This window comes from Paraburkholderia sp. BL6665CI2N2, assembly GCF_004366535.1.
GTDB lineage: Bacteria > Pseudomonadota > Gammaproteobacteria > Burkholderiales > Burkholderiaceae > Paraburkholderia.
Window position 1 is genome coordinate 6,593,244 of sequence record NZ_SORC01000001.1, and the last position, 20,589, is coordinate 6,613,832.

Genomic DNA, 20,589 nt, shown 5'->3' on the forward strand with positions numbered 1-20,589 from the left:
CGCGCCGCAACGAAGCGCATGTATCCGCCAGCGGGCGTCGGCGGTGCATGGCCGCTGCGCGGTTGTGCACGCAGTGCCGTGCTGATGCTTAGGCGCGGATCGACGAGCGCGTGGCGAGGAAGTGGAGCGGGCGGGGTTCGGTCGGTCACGGAGCGGCCGGCGTGGTGCGGCGCCGGCCGTTTACTATTTTTAGTCCCGGTTGCGGGACTTGCATCGCTCGCCTTCGATCAGAAGGCGATGAACGGCCCGGGTTGCTTGCCGACCATCACGTTATTGATTGCCGTGTACACGCTGCGGCCGAAGAAGAACGGCAGGCCCCAGATGAACATGCCGGCCGATGGCGAACCCAGGCTGTCATAGGCCGCGTACTGGTTTGCCATCAAGGTCCAGCCGTTGGCGAGCGAGAACGGCACGTTGACGGACGCGGCGGTTTTGCCAATGCCGCTGAGAATGGCCGACAGGCTGAGCGTGGTCGCCGGCACGTACCAGTCGCCGGAATAGGGCACGGTGTAGTCCGCGAAGATGTTCGTGTTGGAACCGCTGTCGATGGCACTGCTGAACGTGTTGCCTTTGTACGTGGTCGAGAAATAGCCGTACTGGTCGAGTGCGAGGACGTTCGGCTGCGAGGGCATGGCATTGTTCTCCTGCGTGCCGATGCCGAACACCAGTTCACCCGTCACGCTCGCCTGGCCGCCCGCGGGCAGCGCAGGCAAACGGATGATCGTGCCGTTATTGTCGGAGGTGAAGTCGGCGACCGGATTCATGACCTGCGTGTCGAGTGGAACACGTGTATTCGTGCATGACGTCGCGGACGTGCAGTAGTAGTAAGCCGATGGCAGTACGGTCTGCGCCGCCGCGGGGAAGTCGCGCTGCGCCGGACCGATGCCGATCACGCCGTTCGCACCGAGCGCCGTCGCCGAGCCGAGGTTGTGGCCGCCGCGCGACTGACAGTCCGACGGCGTCGCGTATTGACCGTCGGCGATCACCTGTAGCGGCATGTTGCCCGCAGTTCTGCCGCCGATCGTGACGTCGGCGCGCTTGACGGGCCCCCACGTGTAGCCGGAGCCGAACACGGCGCACTCGGCGATCGACGCGTTGCCGGTCGGATCATCGGTGGCGCCGGATTGCGTCGGCAAGTGGGCGGCGAGCGCGGAGCCCAATGCACTGGCAAGCACGCGCACGCCGACCGAGCCGGTGTCGAGTTGCATGTGATCGACCTTCGCGCACTGGGCGCTGCCCTCAACGCCGGGTATGCAGATCGTCACGGTGACGTACGGCATATTGACGTAGTTGCCGGTCCATCGTTCCACGGTGATGGGGGTGGTGTTGGAGGTGGGGGTTGGTGTTGGTGTCGGAGTTGGTGTCGGAGTTGGTGTCGGAGTTGGTGTCGGAGTCGGAGTCGGAGTCGGAGTCGGAGTCGGAGTCGGCGTCGGCGTCGGAGTTGGTGTCGGAGTTGGCGTTGGTGTCGGAGTTGGCGTTGGTGTCGGAGTCGGCGTCCGAGTTGGTGTTGGCGTCAGTATCGGCGTCGGCGTCGGCGTCGGCGTCGGAGCTGGAGTTGGTGCCGGAATCGGAGCCGGCGTCGGAATCGAAGCCGGCCCCGGCGCAGCCGTCTGACTCGCGCCCGACGACGAAGCCGGCGTCAAGCCGACCGACCCCGACGCCGGGGTAGCGCTATTCCTAGCCGCATTGCCGCTGCCATCGTCGCCATTACCACCGCCGCCACAAGCGGACAGCGCCACGCTGGCGCCCAGAAACGCGCAGCCAAGCGTCTTGTTCAAAGTCGTCATGTTTATCGTGTTGTATAAAGCCGCGCGTCGCTTCATTGCAATTGCTCCACCCGAACCCCAACGGGCACCAGACGCGGCAAATACGCCTTGCCGAAAAACCGGCCCGCACGGCCGGCCGATTCGATATGAAAATCGCCGTTGTGTTCGATCATCGGACCGACGCCGCGCGCGCGTTCGGCGGCGGCACTCGTGAAATTGGGAAAGTAGCTGCCGAGCAGCGCGTTCATGTCCGGGCGCACGGGCCCTTGCCAGGTGACGGCAAACACCACATTGCTGGGCAACACGTATTCATGGACCGTGACACCGTCGGCGCCATACGAAGCACGCATCGTGTACGGCGTGACCGCTGCGGTCGTGTTCAATGCAGCCGCTGATCGCAGCACCGATTGCGATGCCGGCCGCACACCCGGCGGCCCACCCAATGCCGCATACGAAGCGAGCGGCAACATGCCCGCTACGGCTAGCGCGAGCTTCACAACATTCATTACATGGCTCCCGAAAACAGATCGGAGCATCGTGCCAGCGGGCCGTTATTGGGATTGGGTGAAAAATCCCATTGGAAAATCGGAAACGGCTTGAGGAGACGCCACCAACAGGCAGCGTCTCCGAGTCAGCCATGCTGTCAGTCGTCAGAAGGCGACGAACGGTCCGGTCTGCTTGCCGACCTTGGCGTTGCCGATCACGTTGTAGATATCGCGGCCGTAGAAGAACGGCAGCCCCCACAGGAACATGTTGTTCCTGCTATTCGAGAAGGACTGGCCGAGGTTATTGAACGCGGTGTTGCCACTGGCCATCAGGCTGGTGACGTTGGCGAGCGGAAATGCCATTTGGAGCGGCGGGCTCGTTCCGTTAGTCGCTTCGATTGTCGCGATCGGATTCAGCGGGCTGGCCGGCGTGTATAAACCTTCGACGGAAGAGGGAATGGTGCTGTCCGGAAACGCGTAAGCCGGGGTGCCGCTATCGATCGCGCTCTGGTTGAACACATGCCCCTGATACTGCGTCGTGAACGCGCCGTATTTGTCGAGCGCGACGACGGTGGCGGTGGCCGGCAACGTATTGTTCGACTGCGTGTTGACGCCGAACACTAACTGGCCCGTCACGTTTGCCTGACCCGTAGCCGGCACGGCGGGCAAACGGATGACTGTGCCGTTGTTGTCGGTCGCGAACGCGGGGACGGGATTGGCAACTTCCTTGCTCGCCAGCATGCGTGTGCTGACGCAGTTGGTCTGCGAAGCGCAATAGTAGTAGAGACCGGGCACCGCGGTGGTCAGGGCATCGAGCGAGTCGCTCGTGAAGTTGTCGATGCCGAGAATTCCATTCGCTCCCAAGGTGTCGAAGCGCGTGCTCAAGTCCCCGCCGTTGTGCGCGATGCAGTCGGTCGGCGTGGAAAACTCGCCGTCGGCAATCACCTGGATCGGCAGATTGCTCGCCGTCTTGCTGCCGATCGTGATGTCGGCGCGTTTGACGGAACCCCACGTAAAACCCGAGGCAAACGGCGCGCATTCGGCAATCGGCGCCGAGCCGATCTTGTCGTCTACCGCGCCGGCTTGCGTGAGCAGCAGCGGGGCCAGCGTCGGTATCGCGTTTGCTGCAATGCGCACGCCGGTCGAGCCGGTGTCCACCAGCATGTTGTCGACGGTGACGCAGCGGCTCGCGTCCGAGGTTCCCGGCACACAAATCTTGATCGACACGAGCAGGCGGTTGAGCCCGTTGGCGTCGCCCGTCGAGGTGCCGACGCGAACCGGCACGGTGTTGTCGCCGGTAGCCGGAGTGGATGAATTGTTCGAGCTACCGGAACCGCCGGAGCCGCCGGAGCCGTTTGGCGCTGGGGTCCAGGCCGGCGTAGCGTTCCAGCCGATGGAGTTGCTCTGGTTGCCGCTCGAACTTCCGCCGCCGCCGCAGGCGCAAAGAGCGATCGTCGCCAGGGCCGCCGCGAGCCCGAGCGTCTTCTTCAATGTGTTCATGTTGTGTTTTTTCATAGCTCGACGCGGGTCCTATTGCAGATCGCCAGGACGCACGTCGGCGGGCATCAGGCGCGGCAACCAGGCCATGCCGCTGAAGCGCCCCAAACGGCCGGCGGATTCGATGCGAAAGTCTTCGTTGCCGTCGATAAGCGGCCCCGTGCCGGCCGCGCGGCTTTGGCCGGCATTCATGAAGTTGGGGAAGTAGCTGCCGAGCAGCGCCGTCATGTCGGGACGGATCGGCCCGCTCCATGTGACTGCGAACACGATGTTCTGCGGCAGCACATATTCATGGATGGTGACGCCATTGGCGTCGACCGACTGGCGCATGGAGTAGGGCGCTGAGCTGGCCGGTTGAGCCGCGGGCGCCGCGGCGCCCGACTGCGGCGTGGCACGCAGCAGCGCCGTGGACGATGCGCCCCTGGATGGCGCCCCGCCCAGCCTTGCATACGACGAGAGCGGCAACAAGGTTGCGGCCAGCATCGCGATCTTCAAAAATCTCATCACATGACTCCCCAAAATATCGGGAGCATGTTGCCTGCGCGATGCTCAGGAAACCGTATGAAATTTCGGAAGCGAATGCACGAAGCGGCGCAACGGAAGCTGGCCGCAGTGTCGTGGCGAAGGAGGTGACGTCAACGCGGCGTCAATTGAAGCCAGGCCGCGTCGAGGTTGACGGCGGCCTGAGCTGGGCGGCTGATCAGTACGTGGGAACGGACGGATCGACCTGACGCGACCACGCGTCGATCCCGCCTTGCAGATTGAAGACGTTGGTATGGCCGCGCGATTCGAGGAACATCGCGACTTGGGCGCTGCGCGCGCCGTGATGGCAAACGCAGACGATCTGCGCGTCGTCGTCGAGTTCTTCGCTGCGCGCGGGGATCTCACGCATTGGAATCGACACAGCGCCGGCGATCGACGCTGTTTGAATTTCCCACGGCTCGCGCACGTCGAGCAGCACGGGCGCGGGACGCGAAGTATCGGCGAGCCATTCGGCGAGCGCCGGAGCGGTCAGATTTTGCATCAGCGGAACATCCGGTTCAGAGGGACGGCGGGCGTGGCCGCCGTCCGGGATCGTGCGAGTTAGAACTTGAAACGCGACGGCTGCACGGCGTTGATGAGCGGCTCGACATACGTTTCGAACACGTCGGCAATACGGTACTGCTTCTCGTCGATACGCGTGATGATCTGCGCCTTCATGACCGGCGCGGTGCCGACGAACGCCGCCAGACGGCCGCCGATTTTCAGATGGTCGAGCATTTCCTGCGGCAGCACCGGCAGGCCGCCCGACACGCAGATCACGTCGTACGGCGCAGCGCCGGCCCAGCCGCGCGCGGCGTCGCCGGTGGCGACTTCGGCGTTCAGCACACCGTTGGCGGTCAGATTGCTCTTCGCCAGTTCCGCCAGTTCCGGTTCGATGTCCACCGTCAGCACGTGCTGACCGCGGTGCGCGAGCAACGCGGCCATATAGCCCGAGCCAGCGCCGATTTCGAGCACGCTTTCGTGTTTCTTCACCGCCAGTTCCTGCAGCACGCGCGCTTCGATGCGCGGCGCCAGCATGTGCTGGCCGGCCGGCAACGGCACTTCGAAGTCGACGAAGGCCAGTTCGCGATACACGGCGGGGACGAAGTTTTCACGCTTGACGATCGAAAGCAGATTCAGCACGTCCTGGTCGAGCACTTCCCAGGGGCGGATCTGCTGTTCGATCATGTTGAAACGCGCTTGCTCGATGTTCATGGTGGGTTCGGCTGTATGGTTTGGCGAGTCTTGCGGGGTTTGCTAGGTTTGCTATCAGCCACTGACCGCCGGCCTTGCCCGCGCAACTCGGCACGCAAAGCCCGTCAGGGTAACTGCGGGATTGTACCAAATGACGGTGGCGATCCGCGCCTCGGCGGGCAGCGCGCGGCGCCATCGCAAGACGAAAGTGCGCGATGCCGGGCAGCGCACGCCCCCGTGTTAATCCCTAGCGATCTTTCCTTGCGCTTCTCGCATTCATCGCTCAAGAATGTAATCGATTACATTTTCAAGGCGAGTTCACTTGTCCAGATCGTCATCCAGGACGGCTCCCGCGGCGGTGTCCGCTGCGCGTTCCCAGCCCGGCGTCGCGCCATTGCGCGGCGCGGCCGAAGGCATGTCGATTGCCGGCGTGGCCGAGCAGGCGGGCGTCTCGGTGGCGACGGTGTCGCGCGTGCTGAACGGCCACGAGAACGTGCGGCCCGCCACGCGCGACAAGGTGCTGGCCGCCATCGACGCGAGCGGCTACCGCGTCAACGAACTCGCACGCAACCTGCGCACTGCCGAGAGCCGGCTGCTGCTGACCATGGTCCCGGACGTGGGCAACCCCTTTTATGCGGAAATCGTGCGCGGCATCGACAGCGTGGCGCGTCAGCACGGCTACTTCATGCTGCTGTGCGACACCGGCGCCGATCCGGGCCGCGAGCGCAGCTATTTCGATCTGCTGCGGCGGCGCCGCGCGGACGGCGCGATCTGTCTCGATCCGGCCACCATCCAGCAGGCGCTGGGCGAGGCGTCCAGCGCGCTGCCGTGGGTCGCCTGCTGCGAGTTCGACCCGGCGATGGGTGTGCCGTACGTCGGCATCGACAACTACCGCGCCGCAGGCGACGCCGTCCGCCATCTGCTCGCGCGCGGCCATCGTCGCATCGGCCTCATCAATTCCGATGTCGATTACCTGTACGCGCGGCAGCGTCAACAGGGCTATCTGGACGCGTTGACCGCAGCGGGTATCGCGCCGGACGAACGCTGGCGCATGAACCTGAACAGCCTCGACTATGAAGCCGGCGCGTCGGCTGCGGCCACCCTGATGAATCAGCCGCAGGCGCCGAGCGCGATCTTTGCGGTCTCCGATACGCTCGCGATCGGCGTGATCCACGGCTTGCGCAGCGTCGGCAAGCGCGTGCCGGACGACATCGCCGTCGTCGGCTTCGACGATATCTCGCTCGCCGCGCAAATCGATCCGCCGCTCACCACGATCGCGCAACCCATGCGCAAGCTGGGCGAAACCGCCGCGCGCCTGTTGCTGCAACGGCTCGCCAATCCGTTGGCGAACGTGCCGGGCGTGCTGCTGCCGCATCGGCTCGTGATTCGCGGGAGCGCCTGAACCATGAGTCTCGCGATCCGTTTCGACGACATCCGCAAAGACTTTGGCCCCGTGCGCGTGCTGCACGGCGTGAGCTTCGAACTGGCGCCGGGGCGCATCTACGGTCTGCTCGGCGAGAACGGCGCCGGCAAATCCACGCTGATGAAGATTCTTGCCGGCTACGAGACCGCAACCTCGGGCACTTTGCTCGTCGATGGGCAAGCGCACCAATTCATCGGATCGCGCGATGCCGAAGCGCAAGGCATTGTGCTGATCCACCAGGAGTTCAATCTTGCCGAGCATCTGACGATCGCGCAGAACATGTATCTCGGTCATGAAAAAAAGCGCGGCTGGTTCGTCGACGATGCCGCGATGAACACCGAAGCCGCGCGCTTTCTCGCGCAGGTCGGGCTGGAAAAAACGCCTGATACGAAAGTGCGCGAATTGATCGTCGCGGAAAAGCAGATGGTGGAGATCGCGAAGGCGCTGTCGCGGCGTGCGCGGCTGCTCATCATGGACGAACCCACTGCGACGCTCACACCGTCCGAGACCGAGCGCCTCTTTACGCTGATGGCCAAGCTCAAGGCCGACGGCGTGACCATCATCTACATCTCGCACAAGCTGGACGAAGTGGAGCGCATCACCGACGAAGTGATCGTGATGCGTGACGGCCGTTTTGTCGCGCGCGGGGAAACTTCCGGACTCGCGCGCCAGCAGATGGCGAACCTGATGGTCGGCCGCGAGCTATCGGACATGTTTTCCGACAAGATCACCGTATCCGCCGACGCGCCGCCAGCGTTGAAGGTGGAAGGCCTGGCAGTGCCCGATTGGGTGGAAGACCTCAGCTTCGACGTGCGCGCCGGCGAAGTGCTCGGCTTCGCGGGACTGGTAGGCGCGGGCCGCACCGAAGCGTTCGAAGCGATCATCGGTCTGCGCAAGCGCACAGCGGGCCGCATCGAAGTCGCCGGCCGTCCCGCCGATCTGAACAGCCCGCGCGACGCAATGCGCCACGGCATCACGTATCTCAGCGAGGATCGCAAGGGCAAGGGCCTGCATGTGAACCTGAGCCTGCAGGACAACGTCACGCTGATGACGCTCGAACGCTATGCGCATCCATTGCTCGACATGAAAGCGGGACGCGCCGCATTGACCAAAGCCGTGAGCGAATTCGGCATCCGTACGGGCGACCTGTCGAGCCGCGCGCGTATGCTCTCCGGCGGCAATCAGCAGAAGCTCGCGCTCGCCAAATTCCTGCAGCCCGACCCGAACGTGATCGTGCTCGACGAGCCGACGCGCGGCGTCGATGTGGGCGCGAAACGCGACATCTATTTTCTGATTCACCGTCTTGCCGCGCAGGGCCGCGCGGTAATCGTCATTTCATCCGAACTGATCGAGCTGATCGGGCTGTGCCACCGCGTCGCCGTGATGCGCGCGGGACGCCTGCAAGCCACGCTTACGCTCGAACACTTGACCGAAGAGGAGTTGATCGCCCATGCGACCGGCACCCACTGAAGCCGTGCAATCCGGCCGCGCGTTGCGCTTCGCGCATCGACTGTATGCGCTCGGGCCGCTCGTCGGACTGATCGCGCTGTCCATTGTCGGCACGTTGCTCAACCGCGACTTCGCGACCCTCGACAACATGATGAACGTGCTCACGCGCACGTCGTTCATCGGCATCATCGCGGTCGGCATGACCTTCGTGATCATTTCCGGCGGCATCGATCTGTCGGTCGGCTCGATGGCCGCGCTGATCGCGGGCAGCATGATCTGGCTGATGAACGGACTCGCCGCGGGCGTCGGCGGACACACGTTTCCGCCGCTGATGATTCTCACGCTCGGCATCGTGGGCGCGCTGATGCTCGGCGGCCTATTCGGTTGCGCGCACGGCTTGCTGATCACCAAAGGGCGCATCGAGCCGTTCATCGTCACGCTCGGCACGTTGGGCATCTTTCGCGCGGTGCTGACCTGGCTCGCCGACGGCGGAGCGCTGACTCTGGATAACTCGCTGTCCGACTTGTATGGCCCGGTGTATTACGCGAGCCTGTTCGGCGTGCCGGTGCCGATCTGGGTGTTTCTTGTGGTCGCGGCCGGCGGCGCGCTGATTCTCAACCGCACGGCATTCGGCCGTCACGTGCAGGCGATCGGCTCGAACGAACAGGTCGCGCGGTATGCGGCGATTCGGGTCGACACCGTGAAGATCGTCACCTACATGCTGCTAGGCATTTGCGTGGGCGTGGCCACCGTGCTGTACGTGCCGCGGCTCGGCTCGGCGACGCCGACGACCGGCTTGCTTTGGGAACTCGAAGCGATCGCCTCGGTGGTGGTCGGCGGCACCGCGCTCAAAGGCGGCGAAGGGCGCGTGATCGGCACGGTGATCGGCGCGATCCTGCTTTCGGTGATCGCCAACATTCTGAATCTGACCAGCATCATCAGCGTGTACCTGAACGCGGCGGTGCAGGGCGTAGTGATTATCTTCGTCGCGTTCGTACAACGTGGACGACGGTAGCGGTGGCGCTTCATATTGCGCCTTGAATCTGTAATCACGGCGAGTTGAAAATCGGGGCGCACGAACGCCTCACAAACGGAGACACAACCATGAAGCAGGTCATTCGAGCGGTCGGCGCCGGCATGCTGGCGTTGGGAATACTTGGTACGGCGAACGTCGCGCGCGCCGATGAAAAAGTCACGTTGGGCGTCGCGATTCCGACGGCCGATCACGGCTTCACGGGCGGCATCGTCTGGTGGGCGAACAAGGCCAAGACCGATCTGGAGAAGGCGCATCCCGATCTGAAGGTGATCGTCAAGACCGCGGCCGGCGCGCCCGAACAGGCGAACCAGTTGCAGGATCTCGTGACGGTCAACAAGATCAATGCACTCGTGATCTTCCCGTTCGAATCGGCTTCGCTCACGCAACCGGTCGCGCAGGTGAAGAAGAAAGGCGTGTACGTGACGGTGGTGGATCGCGGCCTGACCGACACCAGCGCGCAGGATGCGTATGTGGCGGGTGACAACACGGCGTTCGGCAAGATTCCCGCCGAGTTTCTGGCGAAGGAGCTGGGCGGCAAAGGCGATATCGTCGCGCTGCGAGGCATTCCGACGACGCTCGACAACGAACGCTGGACCGCGTTTACCGGCGTGCTGAAGGCGTATCCGAACATCAAGATTCTCGACGCCAAGTACGCGAACTGGAATCGCGACGACGCCTTCAAGGTCATGCAGGATTACCTGACGCGCTTCAAGCATATCGACGCCGTCTGGGCCGCCGACGACGACATGGCCGTCGGCGTGATCAAGGCGATCGAACAGGCCAAACGCACCGACATCAAGATCGTGTTCGGCGGCGCGGGCTCGAAGGGCATGGTGAAGAACGTGATGGACGGCGCGCCGATGATCAAGGCCGACGTGTCGTACTCGCCTAAGTTCATCTACGACGCTATCAAGCTCACTGCCGAAGCGCGCCTGAAGGGCGACAAACTGCCGGCCACCACGATCATTCCGTCGGTGCTGATCACGAAGGAGAACGCGCAGCAGTTCTATTTCCCGGACTCGCCGTTCTGACCTGAGCATCCGGGGCGCGCCGCCGGGCTTAGCCGGACTATGTGCCGTAGCGGCACGGCGAGCGCGCCGTCCTCGTTCAAGGAGCCGTACGATGAAAACCATCCAAGGGCCGGCGATCTTTCTCGCCCAGTTCATGGGCGACGAGGTGCCGTTTGACAACCTCGCGCATCTTGCCGAGTGGGCCGCGGGTCTCGGCTTCAAGGGGATACAGGTGCCGTGCGACAGCCGCCTGATCGATCTCGAACAGGCGGCGGCGAGCCAGACGTATTGCGACGAGTTGCGCCAGATCGTGGACGACGCGGGCGTGACGATCACCGAACTGTCGACGCATCTGCAAGGTCAGCTCGTTGCCGTGCACCCGGCTTATGACGCGTTGTTCGACGGCTTTGCCGCTGCCCACGTGCGCGGCGATCCGGCGGCGCGCACGCAGTGGGCGATCGAGCAGATGAAGCTTGCGGCGAAGGCTTCGCAGCGTTTGGGATTGAGCACGCATGTGTCGTTTTCAGGGGCGCTGGCGTGGCCGTATCTGTACCCGTGGCCGCAGCGCCCCGCAGGTCTGGTCGAAGCCGCGTTCGACGAACTCGCGCGCCGCTGGACGCCGATTCTCGATGCGTTCGACGCGGCGGGCGTCGACGTGTGCTACGAATTGCATCCCGGTGAAGACCTGCACGACGGCGTGACCTTCGAGCGTTTTCTCGACGCGGTGAAGCAGCATGCGCGCGCGAACATTCTGTACGACCCGAGTCATTTCGTTTTGCAGCAGCTCGATTACCTTGCGTTCATCGACATCTATCACGAGCGCATCAAGGCGTTCCATGTGAAGGATGCGGAGTTTCGTCCGAACGGCAAGCAGGGCGTGTATGGCGGCTATAGCGGCTGGGTCGAGCGGGCGGGGCGCTTCAGATCGCTCGGCGACGGCCAGATCGATTTCGGCGCGATCTTCTCGAAGATGGCGCAATACGATTTTCCCGGCTGGGCCGTGCTCGAATGGGAGTGCGCGCTGAAGCATCCGCACGACGGCGCGCGCGAAGGCGCAGAGTTTATTCAGCGGCACATCATCCGCGTGGCCGAGCATGCATTCGATGATTTCGCCGGCAGCGGTGTCGATGCCGCGCAGTTAAAGCGCGTGCTCGGCATCTGAGGAGCGCGGCCAAACCGAAGGAGTAACGGCGATGCCACAACGAAGGCTCAGACTGGGGATGGTCGGCGGCGGACAGGGCGCGTTCATCGGCGCCGTGCATCGGATCGCGGCGCGGCTCGACGATCGTTTCGAACTGGTGGCGGGCGCGTTGTCGTCCGATCCGCAGCGTGCGCAGGCGAGCGCCGGTGAGGCGGGAATCGCGCGCAGCTATGCGGACTGGCGCGAAATGGCGCGCGCCGAAGCCGCGCGCGACGACGGCATCGACGCGGTAGCGATCGTCACGCCGAATCATTTGCACGCGCCGGTCGCGACGGCGTTTCTCGAAGCGGGTATTCACATCGTGTGCGATAAACCGCTGGCGATTTCGCTGGCGGAAGGCGAGGCGCTGGCGAAACTGGCTCGCGAGAAGAACAAGCTGTTTGCATTGACGCATACGTACTCCGGCTATCCGCTGGTGCGTCATGCGCGCGAGTTGATCGAAAGCGGTGAACTGGGCGAAATACGCGTGGTGCAGGTCGAATACGCGCAGGACTGGCTGGCAGAGCCGATCGAAACGAGCGGCACGAACAAGCAGGCGGGTTGGCGCACGGACCCGGCGTTAGCGGGGCCGGCGGGATGTCTCGGCGATATCGGCACGCATGCTTATCATCTTGCTGCGTTTGTCACGGGTATGACGCCGCACGCGCTTGCGGCGGAAGTGCATACGTTCGTGCCGGGGCGTCGCATCGACGACCACGTGCAGGCGATGCTGCGTTATCCGAACGGCGCGCGCGGCATGCTATGGGCGAGCCAGGTGGCGAGCGGCGCGGAAAATGCCTTGCGTTTGCGGGTGTACGGAACGAAAGCCGGTCTTGCGTTCGATCAGGAGCATCCGAATGAATTGTGGTTCACGCCATTGGGCGGCGCGGCTGAACGTCTGACACGAGGGCGCGTGAAGAGCACGATTGCGGCTCACGCGACGCGCGTCCCGTCGGGACATCCTGAAGGTTATCTGGAAGCGTTCGCGCAGTTGTACAAAGACGCGGCGTTGCAGATCGAAGCGTTGGACGCAGGCCGCGCTTTGCCCATCGAGAGCCTGTTGCTGACGACGGTGGAAGACGGTGTGGCGGGGCTACGTTTTATTGATGCGATGCTCGCGAGTAGCGCGGCGGATGGGCAGTGGCGGGAGATAAAGTCCGCTTGAGCGCGGACACGTGGCGGACGGGCCCGGGCAGGCGCCGACTAGCTGCCTTTGCTCTTCTTGATCTGCTCTTCGAACGCGATATCCAGCTTGCTCGCCTTGCGCGGCTTCGGCGGCCCGAAAGCGTCGACGAATTTGACGAAGTCGTCGAGCGTCAGCGGATCGGAGACTTTTTTATCCGTGCCGCTCGATTTGTCGACCAGATAGAACAGGCCGCCGGACAGGCTGATCGCGGCGAACTGCGGATTGCCGCTGCGGGTTTTCAACCGCTCGACGGCGTGGATGGCTCGGGTAGTGCGCATGATGGGAAGGCGTCTAACTGAAGGTACGCACTTTAACAGTAATCCAACGCGTGCCGGACTCCAGCAAGGAACGGGCGGACCGCGATGTCTTCAGTCGCGGACCGATCTTGTACGATTTTTTCGCTATGTACGATTTTATGATACATTCACAAGAAATCGTACACATGCAAATTTATGCCGCGTGCCGCCCATTCCTTTCTTGAAGCCCAAGTTCTCGCCGAAGCATGCGACGCCTTTGAGCGCTCTACCGGCATTTACAGGGCAGCGCCTGCTCGCAAGCATGTTTCGTATAGCGACGCCTCGATCTCTTTCGACCTTGCCGGACGGAAATTCGAAATGCCTACGCTCGTCACGACCCGGCTCGGCCTGGCGGAGATGGCAAACACTCTTCTTGCGGAAAGCCGGTCTTCTGTGATGGAGCCTCATCCGCTCTACCGCCGGCTCATGCTGGTCGCTCCTTACATCGAGCCGCAACTCGCCGACCGCCTGATCAAGCAAAACGTGCCATTTCTGGACGCAGCGGGCAACGTCTTTCTCAGCGAGCCCGAAGGTATGGTCATGATTAGTGGCCGGCCCAAACCCCAGCAATTGCAAAAACCGCAGACAGGCCGCGCCACGACGCGAAAAGGTTTGCAGGTGATGTTCGCTATTGCGACACAACCGGGCCTCGTGTCGGAACCGTACAGAACTATCGCGCAGGCCGCTGGCGTCGCGTTGAGTACAGTCAACCAGGTGATTGACGATCTGCAGTTCCGTGGGCTGCTCGCCCAGAAGACCAGTGGCGAGCGCATCTTTCCGGACTGGCAGAAATTCGTTTTCGAGTGGAGCAGCCTCTATCAGACCCGCCTGCGACTCAAACTGGGAGCACGGCGCTTCGCCAGCACGACGCCCGACTGGTGGCGCGAGTTCGACTTCGCAAGTGTCGACGCTCGCCTGGGTGGCGAGTCGGCGGCCGACATCCTGACGAATGAACTGAAGGCCGCGAACGTCACCCTCTACAGCCGCGCACCGCTGGGCAATCAGTTCATGCTGAACGCCAGGCTGCGCCCTGATCCACGCGGGGATGTCGAGATTCTTGAATCGTTCTGGCCGCAGTCGCTGGAGCTTAACTGGATGGAATCGGGCCGCCAGCCGCTAGTCCATCCGTTCCTCATTTACGCGGACCTCGTTGCCTCGGGCGACAGCCGTAATCTTTCCGTCGCCGCGCAAATCTATGAGCAGTACCTTCCCCAGCCTTAAGGTAGCCGACGAGCGGCCCGTCCACCCCGTTACCGCTGCGCTGCTTGCCCGCGTCCAGGAGACTGCGGATCAGCTAGGCACGAAGTTTGTTGTCGCCGGCGCAACCGCGCGGGATTTGGTGCTATGGCATGTGCACGGCGTTCGTGCTGAACGCGCCACGCGTGACGTCGACGTTGCCGTTTGCGCAATCAGTTGGGACGCGTACGGCGCCCTGATTACCGGGCTCGAACGGACAGGCGTTTTCAGGGCGAGTACCCGGGCACAGCACACTCTGATGTTCGACGATCCGAGCGTCGGTTATTCGATACCGTTGGACCTGGTTCCGTTCGGCGAAATTGAAACTCCCGAGGGCGCGGTCGCGTGGCCGCCCAAGGGCGAAGTTGTAATGAATGTGCTGGGGTTTCGGGAGGCCGTCGACGAATCCGTCGAAATCGATCTGGGCGACGGTCTCAAGGTTCCGGTTGTAACTCTGCCTGCGCTTGCGCTTCTAAAAATTCTCGCGTGGCACGACCGGCGAGTGTCGAAGAACACTGACGCTTCTGATCTGCTTCTGATCCTTCGCAACTACGGCGACGCGGGCAACGCGGCCCGCGTCTGGGACGACGGCGCAGACCTTCTCGAGCAGCACGGCTTCGATGTCGATCTTGCCGCGTCCGCACTACTTGGCCGCGAATCGCGGCAGATCGCGTCTCCCGCAACAGTTAATGCAGTTTCGGCAATCCTCTCGGACGAAGCCGTGTACGACACGCTGAGACGCGACATGCAGGCGCGTGCCGTCGCGCAGATGCTGGACGACTTCGCCGATGGATCCGACCGGACGTTGTCAGCCTTCCGGAACGCATTTCTGGGCGTATCGGCCGGCGCCTGATTGGATCAGGAGCCGGCCATGAGCCGCCTCACTGACTCAAATAGACAAACTTGCCGTTCTTGATCGTCCCCATCACGCTAGCGCGCTGGTCCAGCCCCACGTGATCCTTCGGGCTCGTATTGACCACGCCGTTCGGCACGACCAGCTCATGCGCATGCTCCAGCTCGTCACGCAGCGCCGTGCGGAACGCCGGCGTGCCCGGCTGCGCCGTCTTCAGTGCGCGCGCCACCGCGTCCTGCAAACGCGGATACACGCCGGCCGCGTCGCCCGCGAACTGCGTTACGCTGCCCGGGCCGTACTTCGCTTCATATTCGTTCGTGAACGCGAGCGCCGCCTTCTTTGCCGGATGATCGGCCGGCAGCGTGCGCGCCACCACGACCGGCTGCGTCGGGAACAGCGTGCCTTCCACGTCCTTGCCGCCCAGCTTGATGAACTCCGGCGTGGCGATGCCGTGCGTCTGGTAAATCGGGCCCTTGTAGCCGCGCTCGATCAGCGTGCGTTGCGGCAGCACCGTCGGCGTGCCGGCGCCCGCGATCAGGATCGCGTCCGGCTTGGCGGCCATGAGCTTCAGAATCTGGCCGGTGACGCTCGCGTCGGTGCGGTTATAGCGCTCGGTGGCCACCAGCTGGATATGGCGCAGCGCCGCGAACTTGCTGAACTCGTTGAGCCAGCTTTCGCCGTAGCCATCCGCGAAACCGATGAAACCCACCGTCTTCACGTTGTGGTTCGACATGTAGCGCGTCATCACGTCGGCCATCGCGCTGTCGGTTTGCGCCATCTTGTAGGCCCACACCTTCTTGCCTTCCTGCGGCTCGACCACGCTTGCCGAGCCGATCAGCGTAATCATCGGCGTCTGGCTTTCGGCAACCGGATCGAGCGCGGCCATCGCCGCCGGCGTAATGTTCGGCCCGACGATCACGTCCACGTGGTCTTCGTTGATCAGTTTGCGGATGTTGCGCACGGCGGCGCCGGGGTCGGACGCGTCGTCGAGGAAGATGTAGTCGGCTTTCTGGCCGGCGATCGTGGCGGGCCACATCAGCATCGCGTTCTTGCTGGTGATGCCGATCACGGCCGCCGGGCCGGTGCTCGACAGATCGATGCCGACCTTGATGTCGGCGTTTGCAGCGGTGGCGAGCAGGAGCGCGCCAAAACCAAAAGCGGCAGCGAGGCCGCTGATTTTTTTCTTATACGACGTCATCGAAGGGTCTCCGTAGCAGGATGCGAGGGTGTTATCAAAGTTCGTAGCTTTCGTGTTCGCCCTTGAGCGCCTGCTCGATCAGCTTGCGGTTCATGCTCGGCGACAGCAGTTCGACGAGCGTATACACATAGCTGCGCAGATAGGCGCCCTGTTTCAGCGCGACCCGCGTCACATTGCTGCCGAACAGGTGGCCGACCGGCATGGCGCGCAAATGGCGGTCGCGCTCGGCGTTGAACGCGATATCCGCCATGATGCCGACGCCGAGGCCCAGTTCCACATAGGTCTTGATCACGTCGGCGTCGATCGCCTCCAGGACGATGTCCGGATGCAGCCCGCGCAGGCGAAACGCCTCGTTGATCTTGGTGCGGCCGGCGAACGCGTTGTCGTAGGTGATCAGCGGATACTGGGTCAGATCATCCAGCGACAAAAGTTTGCGGTCGAGCAGCGGATGATCCGGTTGCATCACCGCGACGTGGTGCCACTGGAAGCACGGCAGCGAGACCAGTTCCTTATAGTTGGAGATCGCCTCGGTGGCGATGCAGAGGTCGGCCTGGTCGTGCAGCACCATTTCGGCGACCTGGGTCGGGCTGCCTTGCAGAATCGAAAGGTGGACCTTGGGAAAGCGTTTCTTGAATTCGGCGATGGCGGCCGGCAGCGAGTAGCGCGCCTGGGTGTGGGTCGCGGCGATCACCAGATTGCCCTGATCCTGTGCCGCGTAATCTTTACCGACCCGTTTGAGGCTCTCCACCTCCTGCAGAATCTTCTCCACCGACTGCAAAATGATGCGCCCCGGCTCGGTCAGCGAGCGCACGCGCTTGCCATGCCGCGTGAAGATTTCCACCCCCAACTCGTCTTCCAGCTCGATGATCGCCTTGGAAACGCCCGGCTGGCTTGTGAACAGCGCCTTGGCCGCTTCCGTCAGGTTGAAGTTCTGCCGCACAGCCTCGCGGACGAAGCGGAATTGGTGCAGGTTCATATATAACCTCTCCGCATATCAAAAGAATTTTTTAGTCGTTTGAAATATAAGGGCAGTTTATTACGATCTGTCCATCTTTTTCAATATGGATATCTGTATTTGTCATAAGCAAATGAGCGATGGGTCTAAACGTTCATGAGCCGAGGGTGACAAAGGGATGTATCCAGGGCGCGGCGAAACCGGATCGCCGTGCATCACTGCAAAAAATTGGGGTCCCCGAATGTACCAATACGATCAGTACGACCAGACCATCGTCGATGAACGGGTCGCGCAGTACGCCGATCAGGTTCGCCGCCGCTTGTCGGGCGAATTGAGCGAAGAGGAGTTCCGTCCGCTGCGCCTGCAGAACGGCCTGTACATGCAGCGTCACGCGTACATGCACCGCATCGCGATTCCGTACGGCAACCTGCGCAGCGACCAGATGCGCGTGCTCGCGCAGATCGCGCGCGAACACGACCGCGGTTACGGCCATTTCTCGACGCGCTCGAACATCCAGTACAACTGGATCAAGCTCGAAGAAACGCCGGAAATCCTGCGCAAGCTTGCCGCGGTGCAAATGCACGGCATTCAGACCTCGGGCAACTGCATCCGCAACATCACCGCCGACCAGTTCGCCGGCGTGGCGCCGGATGAAGTGGTCGATCCGCGTCCGTGGGCCGAAATCTTGCGTCAATGGTCCACGTTCCACCCGGAATTCGCGTGGCTGCCGCGCAAGTTCAAGATCGCCGTGTCGGGTTCCAGGGAAGACCGCGCTGCCGTGCAGATTCACGACATGGGCGTGTATCTGCGCAAGAACGAGCAGGGCGAACTGGTGGCCGATATCCTGGCCGGCGGCGGCATGGGCCGTACGCCGATCATCGGCGCGATCATCCGCAAAGATCTGCCCTGGCAACATCTGTTGACGTACTGCGAAGCGGTGCTGCGCGTATACAACCGCTACGGCCGTCGCGACAACATGTACAAGGCGCGCATCAAGATTCTCGTGAAGGCGTTGAGCCCGGAGAAATTCTCGGCGCAAGTCGAAGAAGAATGGCAGCACCTGAAGGATGGTCCTTCGACGCTCACGCAAGCCGAAGTGGATCGCGTGTCGCAGTACTTCCAGCCGCCGGTGTACGAGAAGCTTGCTGATACCGATGCTTCGTTCGAAAAACATCTGCTGGAAAATCGTGCGTTTGCCCGTTGGGTCGAGCGTAATGTGCGTCCGCATAAGGTGTCGGGCTATTCGTCGGTCACCTTGTCTTTGAAGCCGACCACGATCGCCCCCGGCGACGCCACGGACGCACAGATGGAAGCGGTCGCCGATTGGGCCGACGAGTACTCGCTCGGCGAAATCCGCGTGTCGCACGAACAGAATCTGATTCTCGCGAACGTGAAGAAACGCGACCTGTTCGCGCTGTGGGAAAAGGCCAAGGCGCAAGGTTTCGCGACGCCGAATATCGGCTTGCTGACCGACATCATCGCTTGCCCGGGCGGCGACTTCTGCTCGCTCGCGAATGCGAAGTCGATTCCGATCGCGCTGGCCATTCAGGAACGCTTCAACGATCTGGACTACGTATACGACCTCGGCGATGTGTCGCTGAACATCTCGGGCTGTATCAATGCTTGCGGTCACCACCACGTCGGCAACATCGGCATTCTGGGCGTCGATAAGGACGGCTCGGAGTGGTATCAGGTGACGCTCGGCGGCGAGCAGGGCACGGGCGCTACCGGCGCACACCTTGGCCGTGTGATCGGCCCGTCGTTCTCGGCGGAAGAAATGCCGGACGTGATGAGCAAAGTGATCGATACGTTCGTGGAAAACCGCCACGAAGGCGAGCGCTTCATCGAAACGTACAACCGCATCGGCATCACCCCGTTCAAGGAACGTGTGTACGCCTCGCGTCAACCGGCTCACGCGTAACCGCGAAAAGGATACAGAACAGATGGCTTCTATCATCAAGAATCGCGCGATCGTCAACGATGACTGGACGGTCGTGCGCCCGGCAGAAGATGGCTCGCTGCCCGCAGTGGGCGAATTGCCGGCAGGCAAGGTGCTGGTGCCACTCGCGCTGTGGCAGGCTGAACGTGATGCGTTGACCGCCTCGCGTAGCGCCGCTGAGATCGGCGTGTGGCTCGCGCCGGACAGTGAACCGGCGGATATCGTCGCCGACTTCGACAAGATCGCGCTGATCGGCGTGGACTTCCCCGTGTTCCGCGACGGCCGTGGCTATAGCATCGGCCGCTTGCTGCGCGAGCGCTATGGTTACAAGGGCGAGCTGCGCGCAATTGGCGACGTGCTGCGCGATCAACTGGCGTTCATGTTCCGTTGCGGCTTCGACGCGTACGCATTGCGCGCGGACAAAGACTTCGACGACGCACTGAAAGCGTTCGACGAATTCAGCTTCAACTATCAGGGCGCGGTGAACTCGTCGCCGCTATTCCGCCGCCGTGAAGCGGGCGAACTGGCAAAGGCATCGGCATGAGCGAAGTTCAAACCCTCACGCCGGAACTCGCCGCAAAGGTCGAGCGCCTCGATGCGCTGCTCGACTCGATCGCCGCGCGTCACGAGAACGTGAAGCTCGCCAGCAGCCTCGCAGCGGAAGACATGCTGCTCACGCATGCGATTCTGTCGCGCGGCGTGAAGATCGGCATCTTCTCGCTGAACACCGGCCGCTTGCATGCGGAAACGCTCGGCATGCTCGATCGCGTGAAAGAGCGCTACGGCTACGACATCGAACAGTTTCATCCGCAAGCCGCGGCGGTCGAGGAATACATCGGCTCGCACGGGCTGAACGCGTTCTATGAAAGCGTCGATCTGCGCAAGCGTTGCTGCGAAATCCGCAAGGTCGAACCGTTGAACCGCGCGCTGTCGGACGTGAGTGCATGGGTCACGGGCCAACGTCGCGAGCAGTCGGTAACGCGTGCGGAACTGCATGCGGAAGAGCATGACGACGCACGCAATATCGCCAAGTTCAATCCGCTGACCGATTGGACCGAAGCCGAAGTGTGGGACTACCTGAAAGCGTTCGACGTGCCGGTCAATCCGCTGCATGCGCGTGGTTATCCGAGCATCGGCTGCGAGCCGTGCACGCGCGCCGTGCGCCCCGGTGAAGATAGCCGGGCAGGGCGCTGGTGGTGGGAGTCGCGCGATACGAAGGAATGCGGACTGCACATCACGACGATTACGCCGATCGGAGTAGAGCGCGGCGCAGACGTCCAGGCCTGAAGTTGAGCGAGCGGGCCTTGGTTTTCGGCCCGAACACCGCACATACCGATTTGAATACCTGCGCGACGCGAGCAACC

General features: G+C 62.8%; 20 protein-coding genes and 1 pseudogene. 12 read left to right on the forward strand and 9 right to left on the reverse strand.

The genetic code is table 11. The features are described from left to right. Positions 1 to 227: 227 nt before the first annotated feature. Positions 228 to 1,322: pseudogene (locus B0G81_RS29595) on the reverse strand (DUF3443 family protein); the annotation flags it as partial. 17 nt (positions 1,323 to 1,339) lie between these two features. Between B0G81_RS29595 and B0G81_RS44860 the strand changes: the two are divergent. Next, a complete protein-coding gene (locus B0G81_RS44860) occupies positions 1,340 to 1,669 on the forward strand; it encodes a hypothetical protein (RefSeq protein WP_243856635.1) in 330 nt (109 codons plus the stop codon). A gap of 150 nt (positions 1,670 to 1,819) precedes the next feature. Here the strand turns inward: B0G81_RS44860 and B0G81_RS29600 are convergent, their stop codons facing one another. From B0G81_RS29600 to B0G81_RS29620, 5 genes are all read right to left on the reverse strand, one after another. Then, a complete protein-coding gene (locus B0G81_RS29600) occupies positions 1,820 to 2,272 on the reverse strand; it encodes a DUF2844 domain-containing protein (RefSeq protein ID WP_134140320.1) in 453 nt (150 codons plus the stop codon). 144 nt (positions 2,273 to 2,416) lie between these two features. Continuing rightward, positions 2,417 to 3,751, reverse strand: a complete 1,335-nt coding sequence (locus B0G81_RS29605) for a DUF3443 domain-containing protein (protein WP_243856637.1) — start codon at positions 3,749 to 3,751, stop codon at positions 2,417 to 2,419. Between the two features lie 30 nt (positions 3,752 to 3,781). Further along, entirely contained in the window at positions 3,782 to 4,252 is a 471-nt protein-coding gene (locus B0G81_RS29610; RefSeq protein WP_134140323.1) for a DUF2844 domain-containing protein, read from the reverse strand. Between the two features lie 196 nt (positions 4,253 to 4,448). Beyond that, positions 4,449 to 4,772 carry a rhodanese-like domain-containing protein gene (locus tag B0G81_RS29615; RefSeq protein ID WP_091796474.1) on the reverse strand — a complete coding sequence of 108 codons (324 nt, stop codon included), beginning with the start codon at positions 4,770 to 4,772 and terminating at the stop codon, positions 4,449 to 4,451. A gap of 59 nt (positions 4,773 to 4,831) precedes the next feature. After that, complete coding sequence (locus B0G81_RS29620) at positions 4,832 to 5,485, reverse strand: protein-L-isoaspartate O-methyltransferase (RefSeq protein WP_106279814.1); 654 nt, start codon at positions 5,483 to 5,485, stop codon at positions 4,832 to 4,834. 301 nt (positions 5,486 to 5,786) lie between these two features. Here B0G81_RS29620 and B0G81_RS29625 point away from each other — a divergent pair, with 301 nt between their 5' ends. The 6 genes from B0G81_RS29625 to B0G81_RS29650 all read left to right on the forward strand — a co-directional run bounded on the left by B0G81_RS29625 (position 5,787) and on the right by B0G81_RS29650 (position 12,727). Beyond that, positions 5,787 to 6,866, forward strand: coding sequence for a LacI family DNA-binding transcriptional regulator (locus B0G81_RS29625; RefSeq protein ID WP_134140325.1), 1,080 nt, complete (start codon positions 5,787 to 5,789; stop codon positions 6,864 to 6,866). Between the two features lie 3 nt (positions 6,867 to 6,869). Next, positions 6,870 to 8,357: a sugar ABC transporter ATP-binding protein gene (locus tag B0G81_RS29630; RefSeq protein WP_134140327.1), complete on the forward strand. Its 1,488-nt coding sequence runs from the start codon at positions 6,870 to 6,872 to the stop codon at positions 8,355 to 8,357. Further along, positions 8,338 to 9,351 carry an ABC transporter permease gene (locus B0G81_RS29635; RefSeq protein WP_134140329.1) on the forward strand — a complete coding sequence of 338 codons (1,014 nt, stop codon included), beginning with the start codon at positions 8,338 to 8,340 and terminating at the stop codon, positions 9,349 to 9,351. Before B0G81_RS29630 ends, B0G81_RS29635 begins: the two co-directional genes overlap by 20 nt. A gap of 89 nt (positions 9,352 to 9,440) precedes the next feature. After that, on the forward strand, positions 9,441 to 10,403 hold the full coding sequence (locus B0G81_RS29640) for a substrate-binding domain-containing protein (protein ID WP_116119201.1): 963 nt from the start codon (positions 9,441 to 9,443) through the stop codon (positions 10,401 to 10,403). 91 nt (positions 10,404 to 10,494) lie between these two features. Beyond that, complete coding sequence (locus B0G81_RS29645) at positions 10,495 to 11,544, forward strand: sugar phosphate isomerase/epimerase (RefSeq protein WP_134140331.1); 1,050 nt, start codon at positions 10,495 to 10,497, stop codon at positions 11,542 to 11,544. A 31-nt stretch (positions 11,545 to 11,575) separates the two neighbouring features. Further along, positions 11,576 to 12,727, forward strand: a complete 1,152-nt coding sequence (locus B0G81_RS29650; RefSeq protein ID WP_134140333.1) for a Gfo/Idh/MocA family oxidoreductase — start codon at positions 11,576 to 11,578, stop codon at positions 12,725 to 12,727. Between the two features lie 38 nt (positions 12,728 to 12,765). On the opposite strand, the gene B0G81_RS29655 is transcribed toward B0G81_RS29650, so the two are convergent. Next, entirely contained in the window at positions 12,766 to 13,026 is a 261-nt protein-coding gene (locus B0G81_RS29655; RefSeq protein WP_106279827.1) for a hypothetical protein, read from the reverse strand. 174 nt (positions 13,027 to 13,200) lie between these two features. On the opposite strand from B0G81_RS29655, the gene B0G81_RS29660 reads away from it, so the two are divergent. Next, a complete protein-coding gene (locus B0G81_RS29660; protein WP_134140335.1) occupies positions 13,201 to 14,265 on the forward strand; it encodes a type IV toxin-antitoxin system AbiEi family antitoxin in 1,065 nt (354 codons plus the stop codon). Continuing rightward, on the forward strand, positions 14,240 to 15,133 hold the full coding sequence (locus tag B0G81_RS29665; protein ID WP_134140337.1) for a nucleotidyl transferase AbiEii/AbiGii toxin family protein: 894 nt from the start codon (positions 14,240 to 14,242) through the stop codon (positions 15,131 to 15,133). Before B0G81_RS29660 ends, B0G81_RS29665 begins: the two co-directional genes overlap by 26 nt. 28 nt (positions 15,134 to 15,161) lie before the next feature. On the opposite strand, the gene B0G81_RS29670 is transcribed toward B0G81_RS29665, so the two are convergent. Then, the gene (locus tag B0G81_RS29670; protein ID WP_134140338.1) at positions 15,162 to 16,331 is read right to left on the reverse strand and encodes an ABC transporter substrate-binding protein; all 1,170 of its coding nucleotides are present in this window, start codon (positions 16,329 to 16,331) and stop codon (positions 15,162 to 15,164) included. Between the two features lie 34 nt (positions 16,332 to 16,365). Continuing rightward, a complete protein-coding gene (locus tag B0G81_RS29675; protein ID WP_106279834.1) occupies positions 16,366 to 17,307 on the reverse strand; it encodes a CysB family HTH-type transcriptional regulator in 942 nt (313 codons plus the stop codon). A gap of 220 nt (positions 17,308 to 17,527) precedes the next feature. Here B0G81_RS29675 and B0G81_RS29680 point away from each other — a divergent pair, with 220 nt between their 5' ends. From B0G81_RS29680 to B0G81_RS29690, 3 genes are read left to right on the forward strand one after another with little or no spacing between them, the layout of a single operon-like run. Further along, positions 17,528 to 19,207 (forward strand): nitrite/sulfite reductase, encoded by a 1,680-nt coding sequence (locus B0G81_RS29680; protein WP_106279836.1) that lies wholly within the window; start codon positions 17,528 to 17,530, stop codon positions 19,205 to 19,207. A gap of 22 nt (positions 19,208 to 19,229) precedes the next feature. Continuing rightward, positions 19,230 to 19,769 (forward strand): DUF934 domain-containing protein, encoded by a 540-nt coding sequence (locus B0G81_RS29685; RefSeq protein WP_134140340.1) that lies wholly within the window; start codon positions 19,230 to 19,232, stop codon positions 19,767 to 19,769. After that, positions 19,766 to 20,512: a phosphoadenylyl-sulfate reductase gene (locus B0G81_RS29690; protein ID WP_134140342.1), complete on the forward strand. Its 747-nt coding sequence runs from the start codon at positions 19,766 to 19,768 to the stop codon at positions 20,510 to 20,512. The genes B0G81_RS29685 and B0G81_RS29690 overlap by 4 nt, the downstream gene beginning before the upstream one ends. The last annotated feature ends 77 nt before the right edge of the window (positions 20,513 to 20,589 follow it).

What these genes read in the sequence shown, in the direction of transcription:
- B0G81_RS29600 (WP_134140320.1), bottom strand. Translation starts at nt 2,272, where the DNA reads ATGAATGTTGTGAAGCTCGCGCTAGCCGTAGCGGGCATGTTGCCGCTC.
- B0G81_RS29605 (WP_243856637.1), bottom strand. Translation starts at nt 3,751, where the DNA reads ATGAACACATTGAAGAAGACGCTCGGGCTCGCGGCGGCCCTGGCGACG.
- B0G81_RS29610 (WP_134140323.1), bottom strand. Translation starts at nt 4,252, where the DNA reads ATGAGATTTTTGAAGATCGCGATGCTGGCCGCAACCTTGTTGCCGCTC.
- B0G81_RS29615 (WP_091796474.1), bottom strand. Translation starts at nt 4,772, where the DNA reads ATGCAAAATCTGACCGCTCCGGCGCTCGCCGAATGGCTCGCCGATACT.
- B0G81_RS29620 (WP_106279814.1), bottom strand. Translation starts at nt 5,485, where the DNA reads ATGAACATCGAGCAAGCGCGTTTCAACATGATCGAACAGCAGATCCGC.
- B0G81_RS29630 (WP_134140327.1), top strand. Translation starts at nt 6,870, where the DNA reads ATGAGTCTCGCGATCCGTTTCGACGACATCCGCAAAGACTTTGGCCCC.
- B0G81_RS29635 (WP_134140329.1), top strand. Translation starts at nt 8,338, where the DNA reads ATGCGACCGGCACCCACTGAAGCCGTGCAATCCGGCCGCGCGTTGCGC.
- B0G81_RS29640 (WP_116119201.1), top strand. Translation starts at nt 9,441, where the DNA reads ATGAAGCAGGTCATTCGAGCGGTCGGCGCCGGCATGCTGGCGTTGGGA.
- B0G81_RS29645 (WP_134140331.1), top strand. Translation starts at nt 10,495, where the DNA reads ATGAAAACCATCCAAGGGCCGGCGATCTTTCTCGCCCAGTTCATGGGC.
- B0G81_RS29650 (WP_134140333.1), top strand. Translation starts at nt 11,576, where the DNA reads ATGCCACAACGAAGGCTCAGACTGGGGATGGTCGGCGGCGGACAGGGC.
- B0G81_RS29655 (WP_106279827.1), bottom strand. Translation starts at nt 13,026, where the DNA reads ATGCGCACTACCCGAGCCATCCACGCCGTCGAGCGGTTGAAAACCCGC.
- B0G81_RS29660 (WP_134140335.1), top strand. Translation starts at nt 13,201, where the DNA reads ATGCCGCGTGCCGCCCATTCCTTTCTTGAAGCCCAAGTTCTCGCCGAA.
- B0G81_RS29665 (WP_134140337.1), top strand. Translation starts at nt 14,240, where the DNA reads ATGAGCAGTACCTTCCCCAGCCTTAAGGTAGCCGACGAGCGGCCCGTC.
- B0G81_RS29670 (WP_134140338.1), bottom strand. Translation starts at nt 16,331, where the DNA reads ATGACGTCGTATAAGAAAAAAATCAGCGGCCTCGCTGCCGCTTTTGGT.
- B0G81_RS29675 (WP_106279834.1), bottom strand. Translation starts at nt 17,307, where the DNA reads ATGAACCTGCACCAATTCCGCTTCGTCCGCGAGGCTGTGCGGCAGAAC.
- B0G81_RS29680 (WP_106279836.1), top strand. Translation starts at nt 17,528, where the DNA reads ATGTACCAATACGATCAGTACGACCAGACCATCGTCGATGAACGGGTC.
- B0G81_RS29685 (WP_134140340.1), top strand. Translation starts at nt 19,230, where the DNA reads ATGGCTTCTATCATCAAGAATCGCGCGATCGTCAACGATGACTGGACG.
- B0G81_RS29690 (WP_134140342.1), top strand. Translation starts at nt 19,766, where the DNA reads ATGAGCGAAGTTCAAACCCTCACGCCGGAACTCGCCGCAAAGGTCGAG.